Source organism: Pacificibacter sp., from assembly GCF_039769035.1.
Classification (GTDB): domain Bacteria; phylum Pseudomonadota; class Alphaproteobacteria; order Rhodobacterales; family Rhodobacteraceae; genus Celeribacter.
This window is the reverse complement of record NZ_JBDMZG010000209.1, coordinates 1-5990: the sequence shown is the minus strand read 5'-3', so window position 1 is coordinate 5990 and position 5990 is coordinate 1. Positions and strand designations below refer to the sequence as shown.

Below are 5990 nucleotides of genomic sequence, written 5' to 3'. Positions count from 1 at the left end.
CATGTGCATACGCCAACGACAGTTCCGTATCGTGCCAACATAGACGCGCTGAAACGTCTTGGGGTAACGGATATTTTGTCTGTTTCCGCCTGCGGGTCGTTTCGTGAAGAGATGGCGCCGGGGGATTTTGTGGTTGTCGACCAATTCATTGACCGGACATTTGCCCGCGAAAAATCATTCTTTGGCACGGGCTGTGTGGCGCATGTGTCGGTGGCGCATCCTGTGTGCGAACGCCTGTCTGGCTTGGCCTACGAGGCCGCGCGCGCAACGGGTGTGACCGTCCACAAAGGCGGAACGTATTTGGCGATGGAAGGTCCGCAGTTTTCCAGCGTCGCGGAAAGCAAAATGTACCGCGAATGGGGTTGCGATGTGATCGGCATGACCAACATGCCCGAGGCCAAACTCGCGCGCGAAGCCGAGATTTGCTATGCCTCTGTGGCGATGATCACCGACTTTGACAGCTGGCATCCCGATCACGGCGCGGTGGATATCAACGCGATCATCGCCACTTTGGGTGCCAATTCCAACAACGCCAAATCCCTTGTCGCGGCGATGCCCAAGCTTTTGACCTCAGAATATGCACTTTGCGAGCATGGCTGTGATCAGGCTTTGGAATATGCGGTGATGACCGCGCCAGACAAACGCGATCCTGCGCTTGTGGCCAAGTTGGATGCAGTGGCAGGACGTGCCCTAAATCGCTAAACTGCGGCATATGTCTTGTGCATCAAAATCAATGCCTTAGACCAAGGCTGTTCACATCTAAGGGCCCATCATGAAGACCGTAAAAGACTATATTCGCACCATCCCCGATTTCCCGCATGAAGGTATTATGTTTCGCGATGTGACCACCTTGTTCGCGGATCCGCGTGGGATGCGGTTGACAATCGATCAAATGCTCGCGCCCTATGTGGGGACGAAAATCGACAAAGTTGTGGGCCTTGAGGCACGCGGATTTATCTTGGGCGGGGCCGTAGCGCATCAATTGTCTGTGGGGTTCGTGCCCGTACGCAAAGCGGGCAAATTGCCAGGCGCTGTGATTTCGCAGGACTACCAGTTGGAGTACGGCGAGGCCACAGTCGAGCTGCATGACGATGCCATTGAAGCGGGCGAGAAAATCTTGGTGGTCGACGATCTATTGGCCACTGGCGGCACGGCTGAAGCTGGAATCAAATTGATCGAACGTCTGGGCGGCGAAATTGTCAGCTGCGCGTTTATTGTTGATTTGCCTGAACTTGGTGGCCGCAAGCGTCTGCAAGACCTCGGGTATGATGTCCACACGCTTTGTGATTTTGACGGTCTTTGATCTAAACGCCGCTTGGGGCCCTACATTCAAAAATACAAAAGGCCGCCCCAAAAAGGCGGCCTTTTCAAATAGTTAAACAGCAAGCTGCGTTAGATCAAAAGATAAATGCGTCGGTCACATTGATCAGGTCAATGCTGCCATCTTGCGCACCATCTGCCAAGTCAAAGGCATCCAGAATAGTATCCCCACCATAGACTAGGTAGGTTTCGCCAGTGTCTAGAAGCCCGTCGGTGTCGGCTCTGATCGCGCTGATCAAAAGGTCGTCAAAGCCATCGCCATTCACATCGCCAGCCGATGAAACCGAATGGCCACTGAAATCGAAGGCATCGATGCCGTTGAATATAAATCCATTAGTGCCGTTCAATGCCGAAAGATCAACGTTTGCAGGAATGCCCGATGCCGCGCCAAATACGAGGTAGGATTCGCCTGAGCTAAAGCCGTTCGGATCCGCATCAGATGCGCCAATGAGAATGTCGTCAAACCCGTCCCCATTCACGTCACCTGCAGATGACACCGACAAGCCACTCTTATCGAAACTATCAATGCCGTTCATGGTAAACCCGTTGGTTCCATTGAGGTTGGCAAGATCGAGTTCGGCAGAGAAACCAGTGTTTGTTCCATAAACGACATAGGTTTCACCAGACGAGAAGAGCCCGTTTGGATCCGCTTCAGATGCGCCAATTAGGATGTCTGCAAACCCATCGCCATTGACATCACCTGCTGATGAAACAGACACGCCACTGAAATCAAATGCATCGATGCCGTTCACCACGAAGCCGTTTGTACCGTCAAGTGCAGACAAATCGAGCGTGGCCGCAGATGTCGTTGAACCAAAGATCACATAGGTTTCACCGACATTGATCACATCTGTGTTACTTCCATCAATTTCGTCTGCTTGGTATGCGCCAACCAACATATCATCGAGCCCGTCGCCATTGACGTCACCCGCGGATGAAACAGAGTAACCACTACGGTCTCCGGCTGTAAGACCATTCATCACAAAGCCATTTGTGCCATCTAGGGTCGACAGATCAAAGTTCGCAGCAAAGCCAGTCGCCGATCCATACACAACATATGTTGCACCAGCGAACGTGCCATTCAGGCTCGCATTCGGGGCAGAGATAATAATGTCATCGATCCCGTCACCATTTACATCACCGGCAGAGGCCACAGAGAAACCGAGGCGGTCCTCCGCGTCGACGCCGTCAATCACAAAGCCGTTTGTGCCGTTGAGCGACGACAGATCAAAACTGCCATTGACATCGACCCCAGTCGCAGAACCGAACACGACATAGGTCTGACCTGCATTCAGCCTCCCGTCTGGGTCAGCACTTGGCGCAGCGATAAGCATGTCATCAAAGCCGTCATTATTGATATCACCGGCTGACGAAACGGACACGCCGCTGGTGTCAGACATCGCAATACCGTTCATAACAAAGCCATTTGTGCCATCAAGCGATGCAAGATCTACGGTGGGCGGCAGGCCAGATGCAGAGCCATACACGAGGTAGCTCTCGCCAGCTTCGGAAACACCGGGATCCGCAAAATTGGCGCCAATCAGAATATCGTCGTACCCATCACCATTGACGTCACCGGCAGAGGCAACGGAAAATCCGCTGGTATCAGCAGCATCGATGCCGCTTAGAAGCGCGCCAAAATTGCTTGGCGGAACGGCTTCGTCAACGTCGTTCACTGTGACTTGAATGGTTTGCGTGTCCATAAGGTCCACGCCATCGTTCACTTGGATCACCACTTCGTATGTGTTGTCACCACCAACGGGCGCTTCGAAGTCGGGCGCAGCGATAAAGCTTAGATCGCCAGTGATTTGATCAATTTCAAACAACGCTGCATCCGCGCCACCCGCGATTGAGTAGGTTAGCGTTTCAGTGCCGTCGTTGTCTGGGAACTGATCAACCGCCGTCACAGTGGTCACAAACGTCGTGTTTTCGTCCATGGTCACTTCGGCAAACTCACCGCCATCAATGACAGGCGAATTGTCTGGGCCATTAATCAAATCAAGCAAGGTCTGCAGACGGGCCAAAGCCTCACTGGAAAGTTCTTCCAAAGCGAGAATAGCCGCCAATTCTGCGACGATTTCAGGCGGGGGTACATAACCCAAATTGACCGCCTCAAAGTACTGCAAAATTTGTCGCTCTTTTTCGAGCTGTGTTTCATTGTAGTTAAGCAGCGAATTTTCAAAGGGATTAGTCAGACTTAATATACTCGTCATTAGGTTGGTCCCCACCATTGCAATGCTGTTTTGGTTCACGAAAAACGACAATTCCAGTTTATCAACAAAAGGGTGAACCGCACTCATCAAGGTGCTGCGCCAATTGTCTGTAATTACTCATTTCACGCCCCAGAACGCTGGGACAAACTTGTATATCCGATGCGTTCAACCAACCAGAATCGATCATTTTCAGATCTTTCTAATGCAAAGCCATCCCGCCACACTCAATGTCGGCACGAATTCACATGGTGGTATCCACAGTATTTTAAAAAAGTGTACGTCTTTAAAATTTTATTAACAATATGCAACTATGGGTATATTGAAAAAAGTCGATTTTTTCGCAACACACAAGTTTTAAATTATATATATCAATACCTTGAGACATAGGTTATCAATGCATCACGAGGCAAACCGTTGCGTATTGGGTTACAGAACTCGCGTTTCAAGCAGCTGAATTGTCGATAGGAACCGAAAACTTAGCCCCAAACCACACATGGTTTTTCCCATGAATTCAGTGTGAAGCGACCATGCTAAATAGTTCAAATTTCAACATTTGAGCCAAAAATTCTGCTCAAAAGTATCTATGAATTTTCGCAATCCGTCGCACGCAAAACTGCGCCTGGGTTCATAATTCCTTTTGGATCAAGTGCCTGCTTAATTGCGCGCATCGCGGCAAGTTTCACAGGGTCTTGGTAGCGTTCCAGATCCTCGACCTTCAACCGCCCAACGCCGTGCTCAGCACTGACAGATCCGTCATAGGCATGCGTCAAATCATGGACGCATTTTTTGACATCGCCCCGAATATCGTCAAATTCATGACGGTCACGGCCATTTGCAGGAAAGACGTTGTAGTGCAGATTGCCGTCGCCAAGGTGACCAAAACAGTTGATCCGAACATCGCCAAGCGCTTGTAGTTTTGCGATGCCTTCTGGAATAAACTCTGGAATACGCGACAGTGGAATGGAAATATCGTGGGACGATATGGAGCCAATGTTGCGATTGCCCACAGGAATGCTTTCGCGCACCGCCCAAAACTCTTGGCGCTGCGCTTCGTTTTGTGAAATCAAACCGTCTGACACCAATCCTGCGGCATGGGCTTTCTCAAACAGGGTCAACAGCATTTCCTGCGGATCGCTCTCTCCCAACAGACCCACATCGATCAAAACAGACCAATCAGGGCGCGGGTGAAATGGCTGTCGCACATCGGGCATCGTTTCCGACAAGAAGTCCAAGCCCACGCATGACATCATTTCAAAAGCAGAGATCCCTTCGCCAATAGTGGCTTGGGCCAGCGCCAACAGATCAATCGCACCTTGCGGGCTCTCGACCACAAAGAACGCTGCAGCTTCATGGGTCGGACGTGGAAACAATCGCAAAGTCGCCGCGGTGATAATGCCGAGCGAGCCTTCAGACCCGATCATCAGGTTCTTCAGATCATAGCCGGTGTTGTCTTTGCGCAATCGCTTGAGCCCATGCCAAATCGTACCATCGGCTAAAACCACTTCGAGCCCCAAACACAGGTCGCGCGTGTTGCCATACCGCAGAACATTCAAACCGCCCGCGTTCGTGGCCAAGTTGCCGCCGATCCGGCACGATCCTTCGGAGGCCAGCGACAATGGGAACAAGCGATCAACCGCCTCAGCCGCCTGTTGGACGTCGTGCAAGATCGCGCCAGCTTCAACCACAAGTGCGTTTTCAGAGGGGTACACGCCACGCACCGCAGTCATGCGCTCCATCGAAAGCACAACCGGCGCGGGGTCGAGATAGGCCACCTGCCCCAGAACCAGCCCCGTGCCACCGCCAAGCGGCACAACGCCGACATCTGCCGCATGGCACAAACGCACGATTGTCGAAACCTCTTCAACCGTACGCGGCGTCGCCACAATGGCGCTCAGGCCCACATGCCGCCCGCGCGGATCGTCCAGCTCACCCTGTTTTTGCGCGCGAAATGTGCCCTCGGGCAACGCCGCTTGCAGCGTGTTGAGAAAATCTTCAGTTGCGGCAACGGGCATAAACGTCTCCTTCAGGCCAGCTTACGCCAAGCCAACTTGTGTGGGGCCGCGACGGTCATTGCGCAAGGATGAATACAACACGTGATTGCGCCAACGCCCATCGATTTGCAGATAGGACTGCGCCACACCTTCGTATTTGAACCCCGCCTTTTCAAGCACGCCGCGCGAGGCTGTGTTCTCAGGCAAGCATGCGGCTTCAACACGGCTAAGGTCCAGTCTTGCAAACGCATGATGCACCACTCCAGCCAAAGCTTCGCGCATATACCCTTGGCGGGCATAGGACGCACCGATCCAATATCCGACTGTGCCAGCCTGCGCGGGGCCACGGCGGATGTTGTCCAACGTCAAGGCTCCCAAAAGCGCGCCGTCTTCGCGGCGGGTCAAAAACAAGGGCAACGCCGTTTCAGCCGCCACAGAGCGTTGCGCCCAATACACGCGATTGGTG

At 52.5% G+C, this 5990-nt stretch carries 5 protein-coding genes; 2 read left to right on the top strand and 3 right to left on the bottom strand.

All coding sequences use genetic code 11. The features are described 5' to 3' along the window. Both ABF287_RS16775 and ABF287_RS16770 read left to right on the top strand, forming a co-directional pair. Positions 1-702, top strand: a 702-nt coding sequence (locus tag ABF287_RS16775) for an S-methyl-5'-thioadenosine phosphorylase (RefSeq protein ID WP_347186145.1), incomplete at its 5' end; no start/stop codon positions are given. Between the two features lie 70 nt (positions 703-772). Continuing rightward, positions 773-1303: an adenine phosphoribosyltransferase gene (locus tag ABF287_RS16770; RefSeq protein WP_347186144.1), complete on the top strand. Its 531-nt coding sequence runs from the start codon at positions 773-775 to the stop codon at positions 1301-1303. A 94-nt stretch (positions 1304-1397) separates the two neighbouring features. Here ABF287_RS16770 and ABF287_RS16765 read toward each other — a convergent pair whose 3' ends face one another. The 3 genes from ABF287_RS16765 to ABF287_RS16755 form a co-directional block, all read right to left on the bottom strand. Continuing rightward, positions 1398-3422, bottom strand: coding sequence for a cadherin domain-containing protein (locus ABF287_RS16765; RefSeq protein WP_347186143.1), 2025 nt, complete (start codon positions 3420-3422; stop codon positions 1398-1400). A gap of 692 nt (positions 3423-4114) precedes the next feature. Then, complete coding sequence (locus ABF287_RS16760) at positions 4115-5545, bottom strand: FAD-binding oxidoreductase (protein WP_347186142.1); 1431 nt, start codon at positions 5543-5545, stop codon at positions 4115-4117. A gap of 21 nt (positions 5546-5566) precedes the next feature. Continuing rightward, a partial coding sequence (locus ABF287_RS16755) for a GNAT family protein (RefSeq protein ID WP_347186141.1) occupies positions 5567-5990 on the bottom strand: 424 nt, incomplete at its 5' end.